Raw genomic sequence first — 23205 nt, forward strand, 5'->3', positions numbered from 1 at the left:
TCACGGATGTCGACTGGGTCGATGACGCCGGGATAGCTGAAGTGGCTCCGGCACGATAATCCCGCTCACTCTGGAATAGCCAAGGTGCAAAAGGGTTCTTAATGAACCCTTTTGCACCTTGGTGTTTATTAAAGCTCGTTGTTTCGAACCTATAAGTCATTTTCCGCCTGTGTATATGAGCTTCCCCTATAAAAGTAATCTGGGTATATCTACATAAATCCAGGTTGAACCGGGGCTGCGTGTTTCTGTTCTTATTAACCTGACTGGCAAATAGGTTCCTTCCCTATTTTCCAGTCACCCCACAAAAACAGGCGCAAGTGCGTGGACGTGCTGGTTTTTGTGGTGTTCGCATTGGCCTGCGGCCAATGATGAAGCATCCGTGCTTCATGTATTAACCCGCCGGGTTAATAATCCACGCAAAAATTATCATGCTAAGTTTCCATATTCATTGCTACGGTTTTAAAATATCTGTCGCATTGGGTCTCTGCTCTGATGAATTTTACTCCACTGGTTGAAATACATTTAATCCTGTCAAAATGCTAATCATTATAAATCTGGCATCTATAGTGCCGAACAGGTTTTTGCTGCCAGATGCTTCCGTATGGTCCGGTTATGCGCCCGCCAAGCCGTTTCGGCTCCACAGTTGAATTCGCGTCTGCCTTGCAGACGTTATTATGTGTAATCCCGGGAGCTGTCACCTGATCCAGGGACCAAAGCCCATTCAATCGCATCGAATTGCAGCCGCGCCGCAGGTTGAGGGCTGCGCCGTGCCGTTGTGGCGTTGCAGCAGATCTGCTGGAGTGTGCACTGATGTGGTGCGCAAATGCTTTGAATCGGCGGTTAAATGGGGATATATGCGTCGATCTTTAATTTATTGTCACAAAGCGGCCGCCTGCCATTTTATTCCCGGCCTATATCCTTATAATGCTGCGCATTTCGCCTGATACCCTGATCAGAGAAGCAATTCATGACGTACCAAGATTACCCCGCCAGCCATACTCCGTGTCCGGTTGCCCGCTTCAGTGGTGAGCTGCGTTACCGCATAGACGGAGACCGCGTGCAGCTCGGCGCAGAGGTGGCCATCCTCGACCCGCAATCCTTCGGTCACCGACGTTGCCTGCTGCAGCTCTGGGCCTGCGATTCCCGCTTTGATGGCGGCCTGTTGCAGGGAGTCAAGGTCGCCGAGTGCCCGCTGGATATCCAGGGCACGACAGCCCTGTTTGCCGAGGAGCATGCCCTGGCCCTGCCGCCGGCCGGGCAGGGCGATTATGCCATCGTCCTGACACTGGTGGCCGTGGACGCCTGCGGTGCCGTACAGCTGCATGATTACGTCAACTTCGACAACCGTCAGGCTTTCACCCAGCCGATGTTGCTGGGCGAGGTTCAGTGCGACCTGGGGGCAAAACATGCGGATCTGACGGTTGAACGCATTCTCAATCCTCGCGCTGCCAACAATTTGTCCGGTTCCCTGTGCCTGGAACTCTGGGCGCTGCCCGAGCCCTACCGGGGAGGCGCCTTTAGCGGAACCCTGCTGGCGGCCACGGAGCTGGGTACACTGTGCGGTGGCTTCGAGTGGCTGTACAAGCACTGCCGGCTTGACCTGAGTGGGGCTGTACCTGGCGACGCGTCGCTGGTGCTGATGTTGCGCGAGTGGACGCAAGCCGGACGTCTGACCCGCGATTACCGTGTGCTGTCGCTGCCGGCGACAGCAACTCAGGCAGCTGCCGAGTCCGTGGGCGAAGCCGCGTCCGGGCCTGAACGGGTGCTGGCAGCTGAGGTACAGGCCCAGGCGGAGCTCCTGTCGCCGGAGCCGGACTCGGCCCAGCTTCTGGAGCTGCAGTCCGGTGTGCCAGAGCGCCGGGTCGCTGAGAGTCCGGCCGAGACCGCCCCTGCGGCCGACAGGATGGCGGCCGATGAAATTCACTGTGCTGCCGTCGTTGTGTGCGTTGAGTCCGCCGCCATCACCGCTGATGCTGGCGTGTCTGCTGAGGCTGCTGAGGCTGCTGAGGTTGCTGAGGTTGCTGAGGTTGCTGCGGATATCGATGGCGGTACCGCGGCTCCCGCGTCTGCTGAGGCCGCGGCGGTGGCGCCGGCCGCGAGTCTGGTGTCGATTAACAGCGCCAGCGCCCAGGAGCTGGCGCGTATCAAGGGCATCTCGGCACGTCTGGCCAGCGCTATCATCAGCGGCCGACCTTATGGCAGCCTGGATACTCTGATTCAGGTGCGTGGTATTGGCAAGCTGACGCTGGAGCGCTTTCGTCCCTTTCTTGGGCTCTGAATCCGTTCTGCAAAGCCAAATGCTGCCTGCCGGTTGCACGGCGCGCGCTCGGCAGGCATCTTGGGTGACTCTCTAAGGCGCTGGAGGCCAGATATGCAGCAGTGGGTGGATCAGATAGCGCAGCGACTACAGGCACGGGGCTGGATGCTGGCCACGGCCGAGTCCTGTACCGGTGGCTGGGTGGCGCAGGAACTGACGGCGCTGGCAGGCAGTTCGAACTGGTTTGATTGCGGTTTTGTTACCTATTCCAACGCCGCCAAGGCGCGGATGCTGGGCGTGTCGCCCGCTGTCATCGAGTCCGAAGGGGCGGTCAGCGAGGCGGTGGTGCGGGCCATGGCCGAAGGCGCGGTGCGCCACAGCGATGCGCGGGTGGCGGTGTCGATCAGCGGTATCGCCGGGCCCGGCGGCGGCAGTGAAATGAAACCCGTGGGGACTGTCTGGTTCGGCTGGGCCTGCGAGGGCCTGCCCACTGAGGCACAATGCCACCTGCTGGCGGGGGATCGTGCAGCGGTGCGGCGCCAGGCGGTAGAAATTGCTCTGCGCGGCCTGCTCAGCCAGTTCGAAAAGGCCTGACGGGCGATTGGTGTCTGCAGTATAAAAAGCACTCAAAGAGGTTGCATTCCGAAAGCGATCTGGAATAATACTGTCCAAACATACAGTATCCGGTTTGGCGCCAGAGTGCTGTATCCGACTAAGGGCAAGGGGTGGAAGATGGACGCGAACAGAAAGAAAGCGCTCGACGCGGCACTGGGTCAGATTGAACGTCAGTTCGGCAAAGGCGCGGTGATGCGCATGGGCGATCAGCCCCGTGAAGTCATTCCGTCGGTCTCTACCGGCTCCCTGGGGCTGGATATCGCACTGGGCATTGGCGGCCTGCCCTACGGGCGTATCGTTGAAATCTATGGCCCTGAGTCTTCGGGTAAAACCACCCTTACGCTGCAGACGATTGCCCAGGCGCAGCGTCAGGGCAAGACCTGCGCCTTTATTGATGCCGAGCACGCGCTGGATCCGATCTACGCCGAGAAACTGGGCGTTGATGTCGATAACCTGCTGATGTCTCAGCCGGATACCGGTGAGCAGGCGCTGGAAATTGCCGACATGCTGGTGCGTTCAGCCGCGGTCGATATGATCGTCATTGACTCTGTGGCGGCACTCACGCCCAAGGCGGAAATCGAAGGCGAGATGGGTGATTCCCACGTCGGCCTGCAGGCACGTCTGATGTCCCAGGCGCTGCGCAAGCTGACCGGTAATATCAAGAACACCAACTGCCTGATGATCTTCATCAACCAGATTCGCATGAAGATCGGCGTCATGTTTGGCTCACCGGAAACCACCACCGGCGGTAATGCGCTTAAGTTCTATGCGTCCGTGCGTCTGGATATCCGTCGTATCGGTGCGGTGAAACAGGGTGATGAAGTCACCGGTAACGAAACCCGCGTCAAGGTCGTCAAGAACAAGGTAGCCCCCCCGTTCCGTCAGGCCGAGTTCCAGATTCTCTACGGTCAGGGCATCTACCGCATGGGGGAGGTGATCGACCTGGGTGTGCAGCAGGGGCTGGTGGACAAGTCCGGCGCCTGGTATGCCTACAAGGGCGACAAGATCGGCCAGGGCAAGGCCAATGCGGCCAAGTATCTCGAAGAGCACAGCGAAATAGCTACCGAGATCGAAAATGCCATTCGCGAGAAGCTGCTGGTCAAACCCAAGCCCAAGGCAGAAGCTGATGACAAGGCCAGCGAAACCGAAGAGCTGCAGTTCTGATACGGTTTGGCTAATAACCTGAAAAAGGCTCCCGCGGGAGCCTTTTTTGTGTGCGCTATTCGGCCTACGAAGAGCCGCCAGGGCGTCCCGGGCCGGGCTGCGCCGCCCGAAAACAACCGGGTGACGCCGGGGCACTGTTTTGTCATGGGCCTGTGCTAAAGTGGCTGCGCTCGAGTCGCGGTTAATCGGGGGATGCAGATGGTGGATACAGGGCTGAATGGAGCTGCAGTTGTGCGCGGGATACCTGCACTGGGTGATCTGCAGGCCGTGTTTTTTGATTTCGACGATGCGCTGGCACAATCGCTGGACATCAAGGCTGAAACTTTCCTGTCGCTCTTTGCCGAGCGCAGCGACGCACTGCGACAGCAGATTCTGGCGTTCTTCGTGCACAACACAGGTCGGTCCCGCAGTACCAAGCTGCGCCATGTCTATAGCGAAATGCTGCAGGAGCCCTTAAGCGAAGAGGCACTGGTGACGCTGTGTCAGCAGTTTGCCGAGCGCAGCATGGATGCGGTGATCGGCTCGCCGGAGGTGCCCGGTGCCGGTGCGTTGCTCGACGAGCTGCAGGCCCGGGGTATCGCCATGTTCGTGGTGTCCGGTACGCCCGAAAAGGAGTTGCAGCAGGTTGTCGAGGCCCGCGGCATGGCCGGCTTTTTTGTCGAGGTACGGGGTACGCCGGTGGAAAAGGAAATCAATATCGCCGAACTGCTGCGCGCCCATCGGCTGGATGCCGCGCGCTGTCTGATGGTGGGGGATGGTCGGGTGGACTACATTGCAGCGGTGCATAATCTGATGCCCTTTGTCGGGGTTGTGAAAGGGGAGAACCCTTTTGCGCCCGGCATAACCGTGGTGGCCGACCTGAGTCAGCTGCAGCAGTTGCTGCAGGAAGCGACGTCGCCCGCCTGAGCGGCGTTCACGATCCCGTGCCGTTCATCCGCAGGACATTTTTATCATCTGAAAGGGATTAATCATGCCAGTCATTTTGTATGTGCTTTTTATTGTCAGCGTCCTGCCCATTCTGCTGGCCGGCGTCGGCAATTATTTCCGCGCCCAGCAGTTCGGCGCCTTCGACAACAGCAATCCGCGCCTGCAGCAGTCCAGGCTCGAAGGCCCCGGTGCCCGTGCCCAGGCGGCCCAGGCCAATGCCTGGGAAGCACTCTCGATCTTTGGTGTCACCTGTTTTATCGCCTATGCCAGCGGTGTCGACCTGCAGAGCCTGAATCTGGTTGCGCTGATCTTTCTGGCCTGCCGCCTATTGCATGCCGTGTTTTATATCGCCAATCTTGCCGCCCTGCGGTCGCTGATTTTCGGTGCAGCCATCAGTTGCTGTTTCTATATCGTCTATCTGGCAGCGATGGTTGCCTGAACGCCGGGGTCCCGACAGGCCTGCCCAGGCTTCGAAACCGGTTCCGGTGTTATTGGTACCCTCGGCACGCGGGGCCATGCACGCGCCCCGGTGATCGTCTGCCGGGCTGTCAGGCTGTAATGACGCGCCTCTACAAGGCCGCCAATACGGCCTGGCCCTCTCTTATTGTCAGTCGTCATCGTTGCCGTTGCCGGGGGGAGGGGGTGACGCAGGATGCGCGCCTGGCTCCCCGACTCTCTACCTGACTATCGGCGCGGTGACACAAGAGTAACTGTCGCATATGGATATGCCGGTCCGAAATCGCCGGCAGTATTGGTCATGCGGCAACTATGCCGTGCCATTTGCATCTGCCTGTCAGGGGCGTCGAGCTGCTTCTGTGCGACAGCGAGGCAGGTCGGTGTCGTAAATGAGTATCATCAGGGCGCCGGTGAACACTTTCGCTTGTGAGTTGAGGGCTACTATCGGTTCCATGACGCGTTGTTCTGTGGGGGAGCTGCCTGTCCTGATCTCAACTTTCACCGCTGTGCGGTGGAGCTGTTGACCTGAATCCCGGTGCGCGCTGCGCGCCATTAAAACCTTATGACTCAATTCCCGGCTGAATGTCCTGGCGAGGAGATTTTTAGATGTTTAATAATAACGACCTGATTCAGAATTTCGATGCAGACCTGTGGGCGGCCATGACCGCTGAGGTACAGCGTCAGGAAGATCATATTGAACTGATTGCCTCTGAAAACTACACCAGCCCGCTGGTGATGCAGGCGCAGGGCTCGCAGCTGACCAACAAGTATGCCGAAGGCTACCCGGGCAAGCGTTACTACGGTGGCTGTGAATATGTCGACGTGGTTGAGCAGCTGGCCATCGATCGTGCCAAGGAACTCTTTGGCGCCGACTACGCCAACGTGCAGCCGCACTCCGGCTCCCAGGCCAACGCCGCTGTTTACATGGCGCTGTGCGCACCGGGCGATACCGTATTGGGCATGAGTCTGGCGCACGGTGGTCACCTGACCCACGGTTCTCACGTCAACTTTTCCGGCAAGATCTACAACGCGGTACAGTACGGCCTGACCGAAAACGGCGAAATCGATTACGACCAGGTGGCAAGCCTTGCCCGCGAACACAAACCCAAGATGATCGTGGCCGGTTTCTCCGCCTATTCCCAGATCGTTGACTGGGCGCGTTTCCGCGAGATCGCCGACGAGGTAGGTGCCTACCTGTTTGTCGACATGGCCCACGTGGCCGGTCTGATCGCCGCTGGCCAGTACCCCAACCCGGTACCTTTCGCCGATGTGGTCACCACTACGACCCACAAGACTCTGCGCGGCCCCCGTGGCGGCCTGATTCTGGCTAAAGCCAACGCCGACCTGGAAAAGAAACTGAATTCCGCTGTTTTCCCGGGTGGCCAGGGTGGCCCGCTGATGCATGTCATCGCCGCCAAGGCGGTAGCTTTCAAGGAAGCGCTGCAGCCTGAATTCACAGAGTACCAGACGCAGGTCGTCAAGAACGCCAAGGTACTGGCCAAGGTGTTTATCGATCGCGGCTACGATGTCGTTTCCGGTGGCACCGAGAACCATCTGTTCCTGCTCAGCCTGATCAAGCAGGGCCTGACCGGCAAGGACGCAGACGCAGCTCTGGGTCGTGCATCCATCACCGTCAACAAGAATGCGGTACCCAACGATCCGCAGTCGCCCTTCGTGACCTCGGGTCTGCGTATCGGCTCGCCGGTGATCACTACCCGCGGTTTCAAGGAAGCGCAGTGTGAAGCCCTGGCCGGCTGGATTGCCGACATTCTGGATGCCATGCAGGCAGGCGACGCTGAAGCCGCCATCGCTGCAGTAAAAAACAAGGTCCACGCCCTCTGTGCGGACTTTCCGGCGTACCGCTAAGCTTGATTCGTCGCGGGCACCTGCGGGTGCCCGGCTTTAGCGTCACACATGCATGAATTATCCCGGTCTGGCCGGGAGTCTAGGGGGAGCTGGCACTATGCAGCATTATTCCGGTTTCGGGCTGTTGAAACATGCCCTGAATTTTCACGAAAACTGGCAGCGCGTATGGCGCAATCCGACGCCGAAGAAAAAGTACGATGTCATCATCGTCGGCGGCGGCGGGCATGGTCTGGCAACCGCCTACTACCTGGCCAAGGAACACGGCATTACCAATGTCGCGGTGATCGAAAAGGGTTACCTCGGCGGCGGCAACACGGCCCGTAACACTACCATCGTGCGTTCCAACTACCTGTGGGACGAAGCGGCGCACCTGTACGAGCACGCCATGAAACTGTGGGAAGGCCTGTCCCAGGACCTGAACTACAACGTCATGTTCTCTCAGCGCGGTGTGCTTAACCTGGGTCATACGCTGCAGGACATGCGCGATATCGAGCGCCGCGTCAACGCTAACCGCCTAAACGGTATTGATGGCGAAGTGCTGGACACCAAGCAGGTACAGGAAATCGTGCCGATGATGGACTGCTCCGCCAACACCCGCTACCCGATCATGGGCGCCTCCTGGCAGCCGCGTGCAGGTGTTGCGCGCCATGACGCTGTGGCCTGGGGCTTTGCCCGTGCCGCCGACGCCCTGGGCGTGGACCTGATTCAGCAGACCGAAGTGATCGACATGGTCATCGAAGACGGCGCCATCACCGGTGTAAAAACCAACCGTCACGGCGTTATCAGTGGCGATCGTGTGGGTTGCGTTGTTGCCGGTAACTCCAGCGTACTGGCCAACATGGCCGGCTTCAGCCTGCCGCTGGAAAGCCACCCGCTGCAGGCACTGGTCTCCGAGCCGATCAAGCCGATCCTTGATACCGTGGTCATGTCCAACCACGTACACGGTTACGTCAGCCAGTCCGACAAGGGTGACCTGGTAATAGGCGCAGGTATCGATGGCTACAACGGCTACGGCCAGCGTGGTTCCTACCCCACCATCGAGCATACGGTGGCGGCGATTATCGAGCTGTTCCCGATGTTCAGCCGAGTGCGCATGAATCGCCAGTGGGGCGGCATTGTGGATACTTGCCCGGATGCCTGCCCGATCATCTCCGATACGCCGGTTGAGAACCTGTTCTTCAACTGCGGTTGGGGGACCGGTGGCTTCAAGGCGACGCCGGGCTCCGGCAATGTCTTTGCCGCCACCCTGGCCAAGGGCGAAGCCCATCCGCTGGCCAAGCCGTTCTCCATGTTCCGTTTCCACAACGGCTCGCTGATCGACGAACACGGCGCTGCCGGCGTCGCACACTAACGGGAGTTATAACGATGTTCTATATCTACTGCCCGCATTGTGGCGAACACCGCGAAGAAGAAGAGTTTCATGCCAAGGGCCAGGCACACCTGGCCCGGCCGCTGGATCCGGACAATTGCACTGACCACGAGTGGGGCGAGTACCTCTACATGCGCAAGAACCCCCGTGGTCTGCATCACGAGATCTGGATACACGCTACCGGCTGTCGCAAGTTCTTCAATATGACGCGCGACACCGTCAGCTACGAAATCAAAGAAGTCTACAAGATCGGGGAGCGGCCTTCTGTGGTCGCCGCCAGCTAAGGAGCGGACATAATGAGCCAGAAAAATCGTCTCGCCTCCGGTGGACGCGTTGACCGTGCCAAGGCGCTGAATTTCAGCTACAACGGTCGTCAATACCCCGGTTTTGAAGGTGATACCGTCGCCTCGGCCCTGCTGGCCAATGGCGTGGATATCGTCGGACGCAGCTTTAAATACAGCCGCCCGCGCGGCATCATCGCCGCCGGTGCAGAAGAGCCCAACGCGGTACTGCAGGTCGGATCTACGGAAGCGACCCAGGTGCCGAACGTGCGCGCCACCCAGCAGAGCCTGTTCAACGGCCTGGTGTGCAGTGCCACCAATGGCTGGCCCAATGCCGACCTCGACCTTATGGGCTACGTCGGCAAGGTTGGCGGGCGCATGATGCCGCCGGGCTTCTACTACAAGACCTTCATGTACCCGCAGTCGCTGTGGGAAACCTACGAGAAGTTTATCCGCAAGGCCGCGGGCCTTGGGCGTTCGTCCACCGAACGTGATCCGGATATGTACGACAAGGTCAACCATCACTGCGATCTGATGATCGTCGGTGCAGGTCCTGCAGGACTTGCGGCGGCACTGGTTGCAGCGCGCAGCGGTGCCCGCGTGATTCTGGCGGACGAGCAGAGTGAATTTGGCGGCAGCCTGCTGGATACCCGTGAAACCCTCAATGGCCGTCCGGCCGCCGAGTGGGTTGCCACTGTGGTTGCAGAGCTGAAACAGCACCCCGAGGTTCTGTTGCTGCCCCGTTCCACCGTGAACGGTTACCACGATCACAACTTCCTTACCATCCACGAGCGTTGCACCGATCATCTGGGCGACCAGGCACCGGCGGGCCAGGTGCGTCAGCGCATGCACCGTGTACGAGCCAACCAGGTTGTGCTGGCCACCGGCGCCCACGAGCGTCCGCTGGTATTTGGCAACAACGACGTGCCGGGCTGCATGCAGGCCGCGGCGGTATCGACCTATATCAACCGCTATGCGGTGGTGCCGGGTAAAGAACTGGTGCTCATGACCACCAACGACCATGCCTATCAGGCGGCGCTGGACTGGCATGATGCCGGCCGCAAGGTGGTCGCCATTGTCGATACCCGTCAGAACCCCAAGGGCGATCGTATTGACGCGGCCAGGTCCCGTGGCCTGAAAATCATTGCCGGTTCCGGCGTGATCGAGGTGCAGGGCAGCAAGCGCGTGACTGGCGTTTCCATTGCACCGCTGAATGCGGCTGGCGATGCGCTGGCGGGATCGGTTGAGCGCCTGAGCTGCGATACCGTTGCCAGCTCCGGTGGCTGGAGCCCCGTTATTCACCTGTCATGCCATACTGGCAGCCGTCCCGAGTGGCGCGATGATGTGATTGGCTTTGTGCCCGGCAAAACCGTGCAGAAGCAGCACTGTGCCGGTGGTATCAACGGTACTTACGGCCTCAAGGCGGTGCTGGAAGAGGGCGCCCGTGCCGGCGCTGCTGCCTGTGAAGCCGCGGGCTTTGGCGATGCCGCCAAGGGCATTTCCCTGCCGCTGGCAGAGAAAGTGCGCGAAGGCAAAGCCATGGCGCTGTTCCATATCCCGCACACCAAGCCGACGTCGCGGGCACCGAAACAGTTCGTGGATTACCAGAACGACGTTACTGCGGCCGGTATTGAGCTGGCGACGCGCGAGGGCTTTGAGTCCATCGAGCACGTCAAGCGTTATACCGCCATGGGCTTTGGTACCGATCAGGGCAAGCTGGGCAACATCAACGGCATGGCGGTTGCTGCCAAGTCGCTGAACCAGACCATTCCCCAGACTGGCACCACTATTTTCCGTCCCAACTACACCCCGGTGACCTTTGGTGCCGTGGCGGGGCGTGATTGCGGTGCGCTGTTCGACGTCAACCGCTTCAGTGCCATGCACAAGTGGCATGTTGCCAACGGCGCGCTGTTCGAGGACGTGGGTCAGTGGAAGCGTCCCTGGTACTTCCCCCAGGGCGGCGAAACCATGCAGCAGGCGCTGGATCGTGAGTGCAAGGCAACCCGCGAAAGTGTGGGTATCCTCGATGCCTCGACGCTTGGCAAAATCGATATCCAGGGCAAGGATGCGCGTGAATTCCTGGCCCGCGTCTACACCAACGCCTGGGCAAAACTGCCGGTTGGCAAGTGCCGCTACGGCCTGATGTGCGGTGAAGATGGCATGGTGTTCGACGACGGCGTAACCTCCTGCCTGGCCGACAACCACTTCCTGATGACCACCACCACCGGCGGCGCGGCGCGCGTACTGGAATGGCTGGAACTCTATCATCAGACCGAGTGGCCGGAGCTGGAAGTCTACTTCAGCAGCGTGACCGATCACTGGGCCACCATGACGATTTCCGGTCCCAATGCCCGCAAGCTGCTGAGCGAGCTGACCGATCTCGATCTGGACCGTGATACCTTCAAGTTCATGGACTGGCGTCAGGGTGATGTGGCCGGCGTGCCGGCGCGGGTATTCCGCATTTCCTTCACCGGTGAGCTGTCCTATGAAATCAACGTTCAGGCCAACTACGGTCTGCACGTATGGGAAAAGCTGTTCGAGCACGGCGCCAAGTACAACCTGACGCCCTACGGTACCGAAACCATGCACGTGCTGCGTGCCGAGAAGGGTTTCATCATCGCAGGCCAGGATACCGACGGTTCCGTGACCCCGATCGATCTGGGCATGAGCTGGTGTGTTTCCAACACCAAGCCGTTCAGCTACATCGGCAAGCGCGGCATGGCCCGTGAGGACTGTGTCCGTACCGATCGCAAGCATCTGGTGGGCCTCAAGACCCGGGATCCTAAAGTCGTCATTCCGGAAGGCGCCCAGGCGGTCAATGACCCCAAACAGCCGATCCCCATGACCATGCTGGGTCATGTGACCTCGAGCTACTACAGCGCCAACCTCGGTCATTCCGTGGCCATGGGCTTTGTGCGCAACGGTCACAACCGCATGGGCGAAACCGTGTTCTATCCGCTGGCCGATGGCCGCGTGATCGAAGCCGAAATCTGCAACCCGGTGTTCCTGGATCCCAAGGGGGAGCGTCAAAATGTCTGACATCATTGCACCAACCAAACAGGCCGCAGTTGAGGCGGCCTCCGTCGAAACTGTTGCCCTGATGGATCAGCTGGCCGGCACCGACATCCGTGCCGAGTCGCCGCTGTATCACGCGGACCTCGCCACTGTGGCAAAACAGGGCCCCAAGGCCGGTGGCGTCACGCTGCAGGAACACAAGTTGCTGGGTCACCTGGTGATCCGCGGCAGCCAGGACAATGCAGGCTTTCTGGCCGGCGCCAGGGCCGTGCTGGGGTTTGATCTGCCGACGCAGCCGCTTACGGCAGCTGAGGACGGCACTCTGTCGGTGCGCTGGATCGCGCCCGACGAGTGGCTGGTGATTCTGCCCGGCAGGGAAGCCTTCGAGCTTGAAAACCGCCTGCGTGAGGCCATGAGCGGCCATGTCGCCATCGTCAATGTCAGTGGTGGCCAGACCGTACTGGAACTGTCCGGCCCCAATGCGCGCGCGGTGCTGAAGAAGTCCACGCCCTATGACGTACATGACCGTAACTTCCCGGTGGGCAAGGTCGTCACCACCGTTTTTGCCAAGAGCCAGGCTGTGATCCGTCGCACCGGTGAACAGAACTGGGAACTGGTGATTCGACGTAGTTTTGCTGATTATCTGTGGCTCTGGCTGCAGGATGCCTCTGCGGAGTTTGGACTGGTTATCAAGGACTGAGCGAAACGGTTGCGGCTGCTGCGGTCGAGCGATTCGTCGCAGCTTCGCACTCTTTCCAGGTTGGCCTCTGGCTCTGGCTGCAGGACGCCAGGCCTGAGTTCAGTCTGCTGGTAAAGGACTGAGTAGCAAGGGGAAAGGGGAAAGGGGAAAGGGGAAAGGCTCAAGGTGGCGAGTTCTCGCCAGGAGTCTGATACGCCGAGGTTGAAACCGCAGGCCGGGCGCATTGGTTGTTCGGGCTGCGGCTAACGAGGACTTGAGATGACAGCAAAATTGAAACCCTGGATTTTCACGGCACAGTGTCCGAGCCGTTTGGGTACCGTGGATGTGGTGACCCGGTTCATGGCCGAAACCCGCAACTATGTGCTGGAAATGCAGTCTTTTGATGACCGCGAACTGGATCGTTTCTGCATCCGGGTCGAATTCCGCCCCGAGGATGACAACTTCAGCGAAGCGGCCTTCAATGTGGCCTTTGCCGAGCGAGCCGCCGGCTTTGACATGGAATGGCAGTTGCGAACGCCGGAACACAAGCCGCGGGTGGCGATTCTGGTGTCCAAGTACGACCATTGCCTCAATGATCTGCTGTACCGTTTTCGTACCGGTCAGCTGAACATCGAAATCCCGGTGATTATCTCCAATCACCCGGATCTGGAACCACTGGCCCAGTGGCACGGCATTCCCTACCACCACCTGCCCATTACGCCGGATACCAAGGCGGAGCAGGAAGCTCAGGTCTGGCAGCTGATTCAGCAATACGATACTGAACTTGTGGTTCTGGCGCGCTACATGCAGGTGCTGTCACCGGATCTGTGCCGCAAACTGGATGGCTGGGCCATCAACATTCACCACTCGCTGCTGCCGGGCTTCAAGGGTGCCAAGCCCTATCATCAGGCCTGGGCCAAGGGCGTCAAGCTGGTGGGTGCCACGGCACATTATGTCAACAATGATCTGGATGAAGGGCCCATCATTACCCAGGGCATTCAGCCGGTGGATCATGCGCAGTATCCGGAAGATCTGGTGGAAAAGGGGCAGGACATCGAGCGTGTAACGCTGTCCAGGGCCATCCGCTATCACATTGAAAAACGTGTCTTTGTGCTGGGTCAGCGCACCGCGGTCTTTTCCGACTAAGGGCGCTCCCGGCATCTGATACAACACTCACCCTGGGCCTGGCAACCGCTCTTAGAGCTCCCCCCAAAACGCCAGGTTCGGGGCCCTTGCCTGTATCGTCGTCCGGTTGCGGCGGCGTTCTATGTTGTCACAGACCTTGTTTCCTCGCCCTGCATGCAGGGCGTTTGGCGTGTTAAAAGACCCTGTTGCAATGCTTAATACGACTGACTATGATAGTCATTCTTATTTGGAGAGCTAGGAGTCCACCGATGAAACAGATCTTGTTGGCGCTACTGATCGGCGCAAGCCTGCCAGCCTTTGCTGAAATGCCGGTTTTCCAGATTACGATCAAGGACCATCTTTTTCAGCCGGCCCAAACCATGATTCCGGCGGGTCAGCAGGTCAAGCTGGTGGTGGATAATCAGGATGACACGCCCGAAGAGTTCGAGGGTGACGATTTCGATGTCGAGAAAATCATTCCAGGTCACAGTCAGGCGGAAATTCTGGTTGGGCCTTTCGAGGCCGGTGAGTATAAATTCGTGGGTGAATTCCACGAAGATACTGCCAAAGGCGCACTGATCGTCCAATAAGGGAGGTTGCCCCATGCTGAGTTCTGCCGTCATTGTTTTTCGCGAAGTGCTTGAAGCTGCCCTGATCGTGACCATCCTGATGGCTGCCACGCGCGGCTTGCGCGGTCGTACCCAGTGGATCGGCGGAGGCTTGGTGGTGGGGCTGTCGGGTGCTTTTGTTGTGGCCCTGTTCGCAGGCAGCATCAACAGTGCCTTCAAGGGAGTGGGGCAGGAACTGCTGAATGCAGGCATTCTGCTGACCGCCGTGAGCATGCTGGCCTGGCACAATATCTGGATGTCGCGCCACGCCCGTGCGCTGGTGGCCCAGCTGAAACAGGTGGGCGCGAGGATCACTGAAGGCTCCTTGCCCCTCTACGTGCTGGCGGTCACCGCAGGTCTGGCGGTGTTGCGCGAAGGGTCCGAAGTCGTGCTGTTCATGTACGGGGTGGCGGCCAGCGGCAGCTCGGCTTCGATGATGCTCAGCGGTGGAGCCCTGGGCGTGGTTGTCGGTATCGCGGCCGGCGCTCTGCTGTACTTTGGCCTGTTGCGCATCCCGACGCAGTGGCTGTTCCGCGTGACGGGCTGGCTGATTCTGCTGCTGGCCGCAGGCCTGGCAGCGTCGGCGGCGGGTTATCTGAGCCAGGCCGGCATTCTGCCGAGCCAGGCTCCGCTGTGGAACAGTAGCGCCCTGCTTTCCGAGAAGTCCATCCTCGGCCAGTTGCTGCATGTTCTGGTGGGTTATCAGGCAAGACCCACGGCCATACAGCTGGGCTTCTATCTGGTGACGCTGCTATTGATCGCTGGCGCAATGAAGTGGGTGGGCAATGCTCAGCCCCGCGTCCGTGCCAAGGCTTCTGGCGCCTGAGCCTCAGGCGCCTGAGAGATCAGGGGCAGTCGGAGCGCAAATCCGGCGCCCCTTTAGCAACCCTGCTGTTCAAAATCCCTCTAATTACCGTTCAGGGCCCGCCACTCACGGGCCTGTTCCTGCACCTCTGAAATCTCATCCAGATTCAGCTTGTCGGTCACCAGTTCCAGCGCCTCGCTGCCGGCACCGTTGGCCTTGGCGATGCTGAACCAGAAGTAGGCTTTCTGATAATCCCGGGTTACGCCCTGGCCGTTGAAGTACAGCAGCCCCAGATTGGTCTGGGCGCTGGCGAAATTCTGCCTGGCCGCTATGGCATACCAGGTGTGGGCCTGTTCGTAATCCTGTGCAACCCCCTGGCCTTTTTCGTACATCACCCCCAGGTTGAACTGGGCATTGATATGCCCGAGCTCGGCGGCCTTGCGATACCATTTGGCGGCGGCGCTGTAGTCCCTCGGGATTCCCCGACCGGCGTAGTATTTTCCGCCCAGGTGATACTGGGCGTACATATGCCCCTGCTCGGCGGCGCGATTATACCACTGGGTGGCGATGTCATGATTCTGCGGCACGCCATCACCGCGTTCATAGAAACCGGCCAGCAGGAACTGGGCCCGGCTGTTGCCTTTTTCCGCCACAGGCGTAAACCATCGCGCAGCCTGGGCTGGATCCCTGGGTACGCCCAGGCCGTCGGCATACATCAGCGCAAGATTGTACTGGGCGGTGGTGTCTCCCTGCTCGGCCAGCGGCGTGAATTCCTGAATGGCTATGGCATAGTCACCGGCTTCGTAGGCATTGAATCCGGTCATGAAGTCGGCGGCGAAGCTGCCCTGTGCCAGCAAAAGGCTGGCGCCAAGCGTCAAGGCCGTCAGACGGGGCCTGGACGCGGTACGAAGGCCGCGCAGGCTGCGCTTTGCCGGTGATACAGGCCGGTATGGCATGGTCAAGGTTCCTTATCGCAAGATTGGCGGACAGCTTTTTAGAGTCTTTTTAAAAATACCAAAACAGCGCGGGCCTGAACATCACCGGATTGCGCAGTCAGCGAATGATGCGGTCAGTTTCCCCCGAACTTGGAGGTTTGGCCGCACAGGCGTGCCTGGCTCGGTGACTGGCCGACATAGGCGCGGTAGCAGTGGCTGAATTGGCTGGTGCTGACAAAGCCGTAGGCCAGGGTGATGGCGGCAATGGCTTGCATGGGCCCGGCCCCCGAGCCCGCAGGCGGATATCAAGCCGCCGCGGGCGCTGGAATCAGGTGTGTTCTGGTGTGAAGAGGAAGTTGGCGATCAGCTCCTTGCCGCCTTCAGTGGCGAAGGACTCAGGGTGGAACTGGATGCCCTGGATCGGGTATTCCCGGTGGCGCACCCCCATGATCTCGAAATCGCCACCGGCGTGGATGCGGGCATGATCGGCAAAGGCGCTCGCGGGCAGGTTGCCCACCGCGGCGGTTACTTCGAGGCAGTCGGGCAGGCTCTCCGGCTCGGCGATCAGCGAGTGATAGCGCATCACCTCCAGGCCGTCGGGCGTGTTTTGGAACACCCCTTCACCGTTATGGGTTACCGGGCTGATCTTGCCGTGCATCGGCAGCCGGGCCTTGATCACGCGCCCGCCGAACACGTGGACTATGCCCTGCATGCCGAGGCAGACGCCCAGCAGCGCTGTGGTGGGACCCAGTTCGCGGATCACGGAGGCACAGATGCCGAAATAGCTGTCGTCGTCGGGCGACCCCGGTCCCGGGGATATGATGATCCGGTCCGGAGCGGCTGCGCGGATCTGCTCCAGCGTCACCTCGTCGTTGCGCTTGACGACGAGGCTGAAGTCGCCGACTTCGCCCCTGAGCCGTGCGCTGGTCAGGATTTCGCCGATGAACTGGTAGAGGTTGTAGGTAAAGGAGTCGTAGTTGTCGATGATCCAGACCTTCATGCCTGCGTCTCCTCGATAAAGCGGTCTAGGACCTTCTTTGTGCCGGCGAACTTGCGCATGATCTCCTGGTACTCGTCGTCCGGGTTGGAGTCGTAGACGTTGCCGCCGCAGGTCTGGACATAGGCGTTTTCGCCGTTGGCAAACACCGTCCGTATCGGGATCGCGAAGGTGCAGTCGCCGTTGAAGGAGAAGTGCCCGACCGCGCCGCCATAAGGGCCGCGACCGTCGTTTTCCAGCGCGTCTATGACCTTCATTGCTTCGATCTTGGGTGCACCGGTGAGGGTGCCTGCCGGGAAGTTGCTGGCCAGTGCCGAGAACATGTCATGACCCTCGTCGATGATGCCGACGATTTCGCTCGAGATGTGCTGCACGTGGCTGTAGCGCTTGATGTCCATCAGACTGCGCACCTTGACGGTGCCGAAGCGCGCCACCCGGCCTATATCGTTGCGGTGCAGGTCGACGATCATGTTGTGTTCGGCGATCTCCTTCGGATCGTTCAGCAGTGTGCAGGCCAGCTGCCTGTCCTCGGCTGGGTCCTTGCCGCGGCCGGCGGTGCCGGCGAGGGGGAAGGTCTCCATTTCACCCTGGCGCAGCCGGAACAGCAGTTCAGGACTGGCGCCGATCAGTTTCTGGTCGCCGAATTTCACGTAGTACATCTGTGGCGACGGGTTCACCTCGCGCAGCTGTTCGTAGATGTTGATGCTGTCGCCTTCAAGGCGGAAGCGCTTCTTGAAGCCGACCTCGCACTGGAAGATCTTGCCATCGACGATGTCCTGCTTCACCTTCATCACCGCCGCAGCGTGCATGTCCCGCGTCATGGTCTCGCCCTGCGCAATTATTTTCAGCGGGCCGTTGCCGGCGTAGGGTTCGCGCAGCAGCGTATCGACCAGATCCATGCGGTTGTCGCTGTAGTAGAAGTAGATGACCTCGCCGGTCATCTTGTCGAGGATAAGCCCGTCCTTGTACACACCGAAGCGGAAGACGTCGAACAGTTCGCTGTGTTGCAGCGCCAGCGTCGGCTCGAAGTAGTTGACGCAGTCGTAGCCGATGTAGCCGGTCAGGCCGCCGGCGTATTTCCTCGAAATGATGTTCTGCGGCACTATCTCGCGCAGCAGGTAGTAGGGGTTGTCGCTGGCGTAGGATTCGATCTGGCCGTCGCGCTGCTGAATGTGCAGCTGGCCTTCGGCCGCCCAGATCTGCTGTTCCGGGTCGAAGCCGATAATCGAGTAGCGCGATATGTAGCTTTCCTCGCCGAGGGATTCGAGCATGAAGCAGTTATCGAAGCGCTTTTCGATCTTCTTGAACAGGCCGAAAAAATCGCAGTCGGCTGTCAGCGTAATGTAGTGGGGCTTGCGGGGAAGCGCTATGGGAGAGGGTTTTCTGTTCATGGTTAAGGGCTATTCCGATTTCAGGGCGCGTGATCCACGCGTTACCGTAGCGATGCCGACACCCAGCCGCCTGGCGATCTCTCGCTGCGGCACGCCCGCCTCCAGCAGGCGCAGGATCTGCAGCCGTTTGCCCACCTCGGTCAGTTCGGTGGGCGTCAGCAGGTCCTGCAGCGCTTTTTCCAGGGCGTCTCGATCCTGCTGTGCGAGCAGGTAATCCAGGAGTTCGTTCAGATAGAGTGTATTCATGTACTAGTACGCTATCACAATGGCCGGAGCATGACAGCAAAAAATGTCGCCCGGGGGCTGTGGAGGCCGTGTTGCTGCAGGACTTCCAGGAAAATGGTCCGGGGTGAGATTCGGACTCACTAGCAGCCTGTCGGGCTTGGCCGATCGTAGCGAGGGAAAGACCGATTTACGGCAGTTTTTGGGCTCTTTTGAGGCGAATAGCGAGTCTATTTAACAAAGAAGAGTACATAAAATGACCAAATTCGGCTTTTCCGCAGTAGGTCAGTGGTAAGTCCGACAGGCTGCTAGCAGCCTGTGAACAGCCCTGATGTTACCGCGGCCTCAGCGGCCGCGGTTCTGGCGTGCCTGGCTCGGTGACTGGCCGAAATAGTCGCGATAGCAGTGGCTGAAGTGGGTGGTGCTGACGAAACCACAGGCCACCGTAATGGCGGCGATGCTTTCGTTGGTCTGCAGCAGCAGGCGCCGGGCGCGGGTGATACGCAGCTCCAGATAATACTTGGAGGGGGTGCTGTCGATATAGCGATGGAACAGGCGCTCGATCTGACGGCGCGACAGGTTGACCAGCCCCGCCAGCTCTTCCATGCCCAGGGGCTCCTCGATATTGGCTTCCATCAGCTGCAGTACCGCTTGCAGGGATTCCGGCAGGGCCGGATCTATGGCAGTGCAGGGCATGGGGTGCTCGGGAATTTCGCCAATCTTGTCGCAGCTGAGGATTTCCTCGATGCCGCGTACCACTTCGTTGCCGTAATGCTGACGAATCACCGCCAGCATCATGTTCAGCGCACTACTGGCGCCGGCGCAGGAGACGCGCTCACGGTCGATCACATAGGGATTGGCCGACAGCGTGACCTTTGGGCAGGTTTCCCGCAGGCCATCGCGACTTTCGGGATGCACGGTGCACTCATAACCGTCCATCAGGCCGGCCTGGGCCAGCAGATAGCTGCCATTCCAGAGGCCGCCCAGGGTCAGGCCATGCTGGGCGGCGTCCCGCAGCCGGTCCTGCAGCCCGCGGTCCGGTTGCAGGTCGCAGCGCAGCCCGCCGCACAGGAAGAGTATGTCCAGTTCGCTCGGACTCTGCGCTTGCAGGGCGCCGTCCACCGAAATTTCGATTCCAAGATCGCTGCGGATAGCGCCGCCATCCAGGCTCAGTGTGTGAAAACTGTAGAGTGGCGTGCTGCTCAGCAGGTTGGCGGTGACGATGGCATCCACCGCAGCGGTAAACGCCATCATGGAAAAGTGTTCACGCAGCACGAAGCCGATTCGAATGGCAGGCGCGGAGCTGGTCTCGCTTTCCTTGAGGTATGCCTGGTTGCTGCGTTTGAAACGGCTGTCGAAGGTGCGCTGGCGGTGCTGGTTTGTCATGGGCTGGGTCGCTAACAGGTCGTCAAGAAACCGGGAGACCAGTATAGCAAAGCCTGTGCACGGGCAGGCAGCGCTAATCGCGCCCCGGGTTATCGGGTGCGGATTACGGATGTCCGATCCGCGCCCTTAACGGCCGCGCCGGGTAGCAAAGGCCCAGCCGGTACAGGCGCCATTATTCCAGGCCGTTCAGGGCTTTCCAGTTGCCGGGGTAGACGGCGTAGAAGATGGTGGCCTGCTCGCCTTCATATTTCAGCTCGGTGCCCTCGGGGATCCAGATGATGTCACCGGCCTGGCCTTCCAGCACGCCATCTTGTGTGACGAGGCGAAACACGCCATCGACCACATAAACGACTTCGTCGTAGAGCACAGTCCAGGCGATAGAGCAGGCATCGAACCTTGCCACCCCCGCACCCATGGTGGCACTGATGTCGGTGCTGACGGCACGGGCGACGGCGGCGGCGCCTGGCGGGCCGCCGCGATGCTGAAAGTTGAGACTGGAGGCGTGAATCAGTTTGGCGGACATGGCGTTCTCGACCTGGTTTTATTGAAAGGAATTAGGCGCGCAACAACAGCGTCGTCAAGGCCCCGCAGGGGCGGGAGAGCCCCTGCAGCCTGAGGACAGGCGGACTCGGGCTGTCGATTACAGCTCCGAGCGGCTGGCGAAGCGCGCCATGGCCATGCGCAGCGGTACGCCTATGTGCAGCAGCGGCTTGGGCGGCAGGCGCGAGGGGTTGCCCGAGACTTCCAGCATGTTGCTCAGCAGGTCGGTCTTCTTGCCCGAGGCCATATCGGCCAGCATCATGCCGGAGATGGTGCCACGGGCGGCGCCGACGCTCTGGTCGCAGGCGGAGGCGAAGATGCCGTTTTCAAGCTCGCCGAAATAGGTCTCGAAGTTGCCCGACAGGCTGCTGGCACCGCCCCAGGTGTAGTCGAACTCCACGTTTTTCAGCGCCGGATAGCGCGCTTCGAAGCCTTCGAGGTGACGCTGGCGAATGCCGGGCAGGAGGTCCTGCGGCGTATTGTAGTCGTGGGCGTAGCGGTAGGAGTTACGGATGATAATCCGGCGGTCCTGGGTCATGCGCAGCGTGGTGCCGGCGTGGTCAGCCGGGGTCAGGCCCCAGTCGAGCTGGCCGCCATAGAGTTTCATCTCGGCATCGCTCAGCGGGCGTGTCATGCTGGCGAAGGTCATGACCGGCAGGATGCGATCGCGCAGGAAGCCGAGCTCCGCGGTAAAGATGTTGGTGCCCAGAATCAGCTGGCGGCACTCAATGCGGGCCTTGCCGGTGTAAAGCACAAAGCCGTCGGCGGTACGGGTGATCTCCAGCACGGGCGAATGTTCTGCGATGCGCACGTTGGCCGGCATGTTGTCCGCCAGGCCGCGCATCAGGGCGGCGGGCTGCATCAGGGTGCCGCCGGGCGTAAAGATGCAGGCGCTGTAATAGTCGGTGCCGAATATATCCTGCATCTTCTGCTGGCTGAGGCGCTCGTAAGTTTCGCCAAAGTTCTTTAGCAGCTGCTCGTAATGATCGAGGAATTTCTCGCCACGCGCGCCCACGGCGCCCTGGTACTTGCCGGCCTTGGACCACTGGCAGTCAATGTTGTAATTGTTTATCTGGGTTTCCAGATAATCGATGGCGGTGCGGTTTAAATGCACCATCTTGCGCTTGAGCTCCTTGTCACCCAGCTCCAGGTCGCGCTTGTGTGGCTGGTCGATGACAAAGCCCGAATTGCGCCCGGACGCGCCCTGGCCGACCTTCAGCGCCTCGATCAGCACAAAACTGTCATCGGGGCGATTTTCCGCCAGCCGGCGCACCGCGGCACAGCCCACAAAACCCCCGCCAATGACGGCGGCATCGACGCGAATATCCTGCGTCAGCGCAGGAAAGTCCGAGACAGTTCCGAGCATCTCATACCAGCCACAGTTGCCGTCATATTGGGGAAGAATCATTGTCTTTATCCATCGTGCTGGAGCGTTGTCGTGTGGGTGGCGGCTGCGACCCGGTGTCATAATCTGTCGGCGATTATTTCTAATTTTTATTAGATTCACTACATAAATGCGGTGTTAGTACCAACTATAATAAGGATCATTAGTTAGGCTAATAGTTGGATGCCTTATGTCCGATACCCGACTGCTCGATACCCATATGCTCTACACCTTCGTGATGATTGCGGAGTCGCCTTCCCTGACCGATGCCGCCCGCCGCCTCGGAGTGACCCAGTCGGCCGTATCCCAGTGTCTGAAGCAGCTTGAAGAACAGCTGGGTACCGCGCTGGTGGTAAGGCGCAGCCGGCCGCTGCATCTGACCGCCGCCGGCAACGCCCTCAAACGCAATGCCGATGGCATTCTGGGCGAGCTGCGCCGACTCAGTGCCCGGGTGCGCGGTGCCGCCGACCAGGGGCTGGTGCAGTGTCGACTTGGGTTGATTACTTCCTGTTCCGAAGTGTTCGGCAGCAAGCTGATTGCACAGCTGAGCCCCTATATCGAACAGCTGACACTGCGCAGCGGCCTGACGCCGCCACTGATGCAGGCCTTCCTTGAGCGTGAAATTGATATTCTGGTGTCCAATGATCCCCTTACCGGCGTAGATGGGCTGGAGCGCTTTGAGCTGTTCCGTGACCCCATGCTGCTGGCCGTGTCAGCGCGGGATCTGGGCGGGCTGCCGGACCCGGTGTCGGTTGAGTCCCTGGCCCGGCGCCTGCCGATGATCAAGTACGGCCGCCATACCCATATAGGCGCTTACAGCGAAGTGGTGCTGCGGCGCATGGGCATGCAGGCCAACGTGCGCTACGAAACCGATGACACCCATACGCTGATGAACTTCGTCCACGATGGTCACGGCTGGGCCATTCTGAGCGCGCTCTGCCTGGCCCAGGTGCTTTATCTGACGGCGGATGTGCGCCTGATGGAGCTGGATCGCAGCCGCCACGCCCGCACTGTGTATCTGCTGGCGCGGGAAGGGGAAATGGGTGCCATTCCCGGGCAGGTGGCCAACGCGATCCGGGCCATTCTCCTGGGTCCAGTATTTGCGGCGCTGTCTGAACGGGCACCCTGGTTGACGCCGCAGGCGCTGGATAGCGAGGGGGAGCTATGAGGTGTTGAAGCTGAA

General features: G+C 60.0%; 22 protein-coding genes. 14 read left to right on the forward strand and 8 right to left on the reverse strand.

Annotated elements, in window-relative coordinates:
* Positions 1–967: 967 nt before the first annotated feature.
* The 13 genes from MRS74_RS18730 to MRS74_RS18790 all read left to right on the forward strand — a co-directional run bounded on the left by MRS74_RS18730 (position 968) and on the right by MRS74_RS18790 (position 15188).
* Positions 968–2278: a ComEA family DNA-binding protein gene (locus tag MRS74_RS18730; protein ID WP_254581801.1), complete on the forward strand. Its 1311-nt coding sequence runs from the start codon at positions 968–970 to the stop codon at positions 2276–2278.
* A gap of 93 nt (positions 2279–2371) precedes the next feature.
* A complete protein-coding gene (locus MRS74_RS18735) occupies positions 2372–2851 on the forward strand; it encodes a CinA family protein (RefSeq protein WP_254581802.1) in 480 nt (159 codons plus the stop codon).
* 138 nt (positions 2852–2989) lie between these two features.
* On the forward strand, positions 2990–4036 hold the full coding sequence (gene recA / locus MRS74_RS18740) for a recombinase RecA (protein WP_254581803.1): 1047 nt from the start codon (positions 2990–2992) through the stop codon (positions 4034–4036).
* 231 nt (positions 4037–4267) lie between these two features.
* On the forward strand, positions 4268–4942 hold the full coding sequence (locus MRS74_RS18745) for an HAD family hydrolase (protein ID WP_254581804.1): 675 nt from the start codon (positions 4268–4270) through the stop codon (positions 4940–4942).
* 64 nt (positions 4943–5006) lie between these two features.
* The gene (locus MRS74_RS18750) at positions 5007–5402 is read left to right on the forward strand and encodes an MAPEG family protein (protein WP_254581805.1); all 396 of its coding nucleotides are present in this window, start codon (positions 5007–5009) and stop codon (positions 5400–5402) included.
* Positions 5403–6025: 623 nt separating this feature from the next.
* A complete protein-coding gene (glyA, locus tag MRS74_RS18755; RefSeq protein ID WP_254581806.1) occupies positions 6026–7285 on the forward strand; it encodes a serine hydroxymethyltransferase in 1260 nt (419 codons plus the stop codon).
* Between the two features lie 97 nt (positions 7286–7382).
* The gene (locus MRS74_RS18760; RefSeq protein WP_254581807.1) at positions 7383–8636 is read left to right on the forward strand and encodes a sarcosine oxidase subunit beta family protein; all 1254 of its coding nucleotides are present in this window, start codon (positions 7383–7385) and stop codon (positions 8634–8636) included.
* 14 nt (positions 8637–8650) lie between these two features.
* Positions 8651–8938 carry a sarcosine oxidase subunit delta gene (locus tag MRS74_RS18765; RefSeq protein WP_254581808.1) on the forward strand — a complete coding sequence of 96 codons (288 nt, stop codon included), beginning with the start codon at positions 8651–8653 and terminating at the stop codon, positions 8936–8938.
* A gap of 12 nt (positions 8939–8950) precedes the next feature.
* Positions 8951–11974, forward strand: a complete 3024-nt coding sequence (locus tag MRS74_RS18770; RefSeq protein WP_254581809.1) for a sarcosine oxidase subunit alpha — start codon at positions 8951–8953, stop codon at positions 11972–11974.
* A complete protein-coding gene (locus MRS74_RS18775; RefSeq protein WP_254581810.1) occupies positions 11967–12650 on the forward strand; it encodes a sarcosine oxidase subunit gamma in 684 nt (227 codons plus the stop codon). The genes MRS74_RS18770 and MRS74_RS18775 overlap by 8 nt, the downstream gene beginning before the upstream one ends.
* 258 nt (positions 12651–12908) lie before the next feature.
* A complete protein-coding gene (gene purU / locus MRS74_RS18780) occupies positions 12909–13775 on the forward strand; it encodes a formyltetrahydrofolate deformylase (RefSeq protein ID WP_254581811.1) in 867 nt (288 codons plus the stop codon).
* Between the two features lie 248 nt (positions 13776–14023).
* Entirely contained in the window at positions 14024–14344 is a 321-nt protein-coding gene (locus tag MRS74_RS18785; RefSeq protein ID WP_254581812.1) for a cupredoxin domain-containing protein, read from the forward strand.
* A gap of 13 nt (positions 14345–14357) precedes the next feature.
* Positions 14358–15188 carry an FTR1 family iron permease gene (locus tag MRS74_RS18790; protein ID WP_254581813.1) on the forward strand — a complete coding sequence of 277 codons (831 nt, stop codon included), beginning with the start codon at positions 14358–14360 and terminating at the stop codon, positions 15186–15188.
* 80 nt (positions 15189–15268) lie between these two features.
* On the opposite strand, the gene MRS74_RS18795 is transcribed toward MRS74_RS18790, so the two are convergent.
* The 8 genes from MRS74_RS18795 to MRS74_RS18830 all read right to left on the reverse strand — a co-directional run bounded on the left by MRS74_RS18795 (position 15269) and on the right by MRS74_RS18830 (position 22046).
* The gene (locus tag MRS74_RS18795; protein ID WP_254581814.1) at positions 15269–16123 is read right to left on the reverse strand and encodes a tetratricopeptide repeat protein; all 855 of its coding nucleotides are present in this window, start codon (positions 16121–16123) and stop codon (positions 15269–15271) included.
* 113 nt (positions 16124–16236) lie between these two features.
* Positions 16237–16377: an AraC family transcriptional regulator gene (locus MRS74_RS18800; protein ID WP_254581815.1), complete on the reverse strand. Its 141-nt coding sequence runs from the start codon at positions 16375–16377 to the stop codon at positions 16237–16239.
* 53 nt (positions 16378–16430) lie between these two features.
* Complete coding sequence (locus MRS74_RS18805; protein WP_254581816.1) at positions 16431–17102, reverse strand: anthranilate synthase component II; 672 nt, start codon at positions 17100–17102, stop codon at positions 16431–16433.
* Positions 17099–18490 carry an anthranilate synthase component I family protein gene (locus MRS74_RS18810; RefSeq protein WP_254581817.1) on the reverse strand — a complete coding sequence of 464 codons (1392 nt, stop codon included), beginning with the start codon at positions 18488–18490 and terminating at the stop codon, positions 17099–17101. The genes MRS74_RS18805 and MRS74_RS18810 overlap by 4 nt, the downstream gene beginning before the upstream one ends.
* 9 nt (positions 18491–18499) lie before the next feature.
* Positions 18500–18736 (reverse strand): Trp family transcriptional regulator, encoded by a 237-nt coding sequence (locus MRS74_RS18815; RefSeq protein ID WP_254581818.1) that lies wholly within the window; start codon positions 18734–18736, stop codon positions 18500–18502.
* 321 nt (positions 18737–19057) lie between these two features.
* A complete protein-coding gene (locus tag MRS74_RS18820) occupies positions 19058–20098 on the reverse strand; it encodes a GlxA family transcriptional regulator (RefSeq protein WP_254581819.1) in 1041 nt (346 codons plus the stop codon).
* A gap of 172 nt (positions 20099–20270) precedes the next feature.
* Positions 20271–20621, reverse strand: a complete 351-nt coding sequence (locus MRS74_RS18825) for a EutQ-related cupin domain-containing protein (RefSeq protein WP_254581820.1) — start codon at positions 20619–20621, stop codon at positions 20271–20273.
* A gap of 117 nt (positions 20622–20738) precedes the next feature.
* The gene (locus MRS74_RS18830) at positions 20739–22046 is read right to left on the reverse strand and encodes an NAD(P)/FAD-dependent oxidoreductase (protein WP_254581821.1); all 1308 of its coding nucleotides are present in this window, start codon (positions 22044–22046) and stop codon (positions 20739–20741) included.
* Between the two features lie 166 nt (positions 22047–22212).
* Here MRS74_RS18830 and MRS74_RS18835 point away from each other — a divergent pair, with 166 nt between their 5' ends.
* On the forward strand, positions 22213–23190 hold the full coding sequence (locus MRS74_RS18835; RefSeq protein ID WP_254581822.1) for a LysR family transcriptional regulator: 978 nt from the start codon (positions 22213–22215) through the stop codon (positions 23188–23190).
* The last annotated feature ends 15 nt before the right edge of the window (positions 23191–23205 follow it).

This window comes from Marinobacterium sedimentorum (assembly GCF_024267675.1).
Taxonomy (GTDB): domain Bacteria; phylum Pseudomonadota; class Gammaproteobacteria; order Pseudomonadales; family Balneatricaceae; genus Marinobacterium_A; species Marinobacterium_A sedimentorum.

Bases quoted from the DNA above. Each gene is read 5' to 3' on its own strand.
- MRS74_RS18730 (WP_254581801.1), top strand. From the start codon at position 968: ATGACGTACCAAGATTACCCCGCCAGCCATACTCCGTGTCCGGTTGCC.
- MRS74_RS18735 (WP_254581802.1), top strand. From the start codon at position 2,372: ATGCAGCAGTGGGTGGATCAGATAGCGCAGCGACTACAGGCACGGGGC.
- recA (WP_254581803.1), top strand. From the start codon at position 2,990: ATGGACGCGAACAGAAAGAAAGCGCTCGACGCGGCACTGGGTCAGATT.
- MRS74_RS18750 (WP_254581805.1), top strand. From the start codon at position 5,007: ATGCCAGTCATTTTGTATGTGCTTTTTATTGTCAGCGTCCTGCCCATT.
- glyA (WP_254581806.1), top strand. From the start codon at position 6,026: ATGTTTAATAATAACGACCTGATTCAGAATTTCGATGCAGACCTGTGG.
- MRS74_RS18760 (WP_254581807.1), top strand. From the start codon at position 7,383: ATGCAGCATTATTCCGGTTTCGGGCTGTTGAAACATGCCCTGAATTTT.
- MRS74_RS18765 (WP_254581808.1), top strand. From the start codon at position 8,651: ATGTTCTATATCTACTGCCCGCATTGTGGCGAACACCGCGAAGAAGAA.
- MRS74_RS18770 (WP_254581809.1), top strand. From the start codon at position 8,951: ATGAGCCAGAAAAATCGTCTCGCCTCCGGTGGACGCGTTGACCGTGCC.
- MRS74_RS18775 (WP_254581810.1), top strand. From the start codon at position 11,967: ATGTCTGACATCATTGCACCAACCAAACAGGCCGCAGTTGAGGCGGCC.
- purU (WP_254581811.1), top strand. From the start codon at position 12,909: ATGACAGCAAAATTGAAACCCTGGATTTTCACGGCACAGTGTCCGAGC.
- MRS74_RS18785 (WP_254581812.1), top strand. From the start codon at position 14,024: ATGAAACAGATCTTGTTGGCGCTACTGATCGGCGCAAGCCTGCCAGCC.
- MRS74_RS18790 (WP_254581813.1), top strand. From the start codon at position 14,358: ATGCTGAGTTCTGCCGTCATTGTTTTTCGCGAAGTGCTTGAAGCTGCC.
- MRS74_RS18795 (WP_254581814.1), bottom strand. From the start codon at position 16,123: ATGCCATACCGGCCTGTATCACCGGCAAAGCGCAGCCTGCGCGGCCTT.
- MRS74_RS18800 (WP_254581815.1), bottom strand. From the start codon at position 16,377: ATGCAAGCCATTGCCGCCATCACCCTGGCCTACGGCTTTGTCAGCACC.
- MRS74_RS18805 (WP_254581816.1), bottom strand. From the start codon at position 17,102: ATGAAGGTCTGGATCATCGACAACTACGACTCCTTTACCTACAACCTC.
- MRS74_RS18810 (WP_254581817.1), bottom strand. From the start codon at position 18,490: ATGAACAGAAAACCCTCTCCCATAGCGCTTCCCCGCAAGCCCCACTAC.
- MRS74_RS18815 (WP_254581818.1), bottom strand. From the start codon at position 18,736: ATGAATACACTCTATCTGAACGAACTCCTGGATTACCTGCTCGCACAG.
- MRS74_RS18820 (WP_254581819.1), bottom strand. From the start codon at position 20,098: ATGACAAACCAGCACCGCCAGCGCACCTTCGACAGCCGTTTCAAACGC.
- MRS74_RS18825 (WP_254581820.1), bottom strand. From the start codon at position 20,621: ATGTCCGCCAAACTGATTCACGCCTCCAGTCTCAACTTTCAGCATCGC.
- MRS74_RS18830 (WP_254581821.1), bottom strand. From the start codon at position 22,046: ATGATTCTTCCCCAATATGACGGCAACTGTGGCTGGTATGAGATGCTC.
- MRS74_RS18835 (WP_254581822.1), top strand. From the start codon at position 22,213: ATGTCCGATACCCGACTGCTCGATACCCATATGCTCTACACCTTCGTG.